The sequence below is a fragment of the Bradyrhizobium sp. PRIMUS42 genome, assembly GCF_023006515.1.
Classification (GTDB): Bacteria; Pseudomonadota; Alphaproteobacteria; order Rhizobiales; family Xanthobacteraceae; genus Bradyrhizobium.
Map to the genome: position 1 here is coordinate 1 of NZ_JALBGZ010001346.1, position 797 is coordinate 797.

The window sequence follows — 797 nt, forward strand, 5'->3', positions numbered from 1 at the left end:
GACCGGCCGCTCACGTTGAGTGCTGCAGCCAGCCTTCCCACCAGCGCAAAGGCCTATCGCACCGTGGCCGACGCCAATGCCCGGCGGACGGCGCGGGCCAAGCAGGCGCAGCAGCAGGCCAAGAAGCAGCAGATGGCGTCGGCATCGAGCGATCAAGCCCAGGCGCAGCCCGAGGGGCAAGCGCAGGGCTATGCCCAGGAGAAGGATGCTGCCGAGATGGCGGCCAAGCAGGCGGCTGACGCCATTCCCGATCCCGGACGTCCGATCTATTTGCAGGAAGCCAAGCTTCGCACGGAAGCTGCGCTCGCGGCCGATATCGGCTTTGCCGAGCGGCTGGTCTGGTTCTGGTCCAATCATTTCTGCATCTCGGCCAACAAGATCCAGAGCATGTCCGGCGCCTATGAGCGCGAAGCGGTTCGCGCCAACGCGCTCGGCCGCTTTGTCGACCTGCTGCAGGCCGTCGAGAGCCATCCGGCCATGCTGTTCTATCTCGACAATCTGGAATCGATGGGCGCCAACTCGACCGCAGGCATCAACCGCAACCGTGGACTCCACGAGAACATCGCGCGCGAGATCATGGAGCTGCATACGCTCGGTGTGCGCACGGGCTACTCCCAGGACGACGTCATCGGATTCGCCAACGTCATGACCGGCTGGACGCTGGTGCCGCCCGGTGCCGATCCCCAGCATGGCGGCGAGTTCACCTTCAATCCGCGGCTGCATGAGCCGGGCGGACAGACCGTGCTCGGCAAGCGCTACGAGCAGGACGACGCCGAGCAGGGCCGCGCCGTACTGCG

1 protein-coding gene is annotated in these 797 nt (G+C 65.9%); it reads left to right on the forward strand.

Translation table 11 applies throughout. The features are described from left to right. A partial coding sequence (locus MOV75_RS40225; RefSeq protein WP_247008397.1) for a DUF1800 family protein occupies positions 1–797 on the forward strand: 797 nt, incomplete at both ends.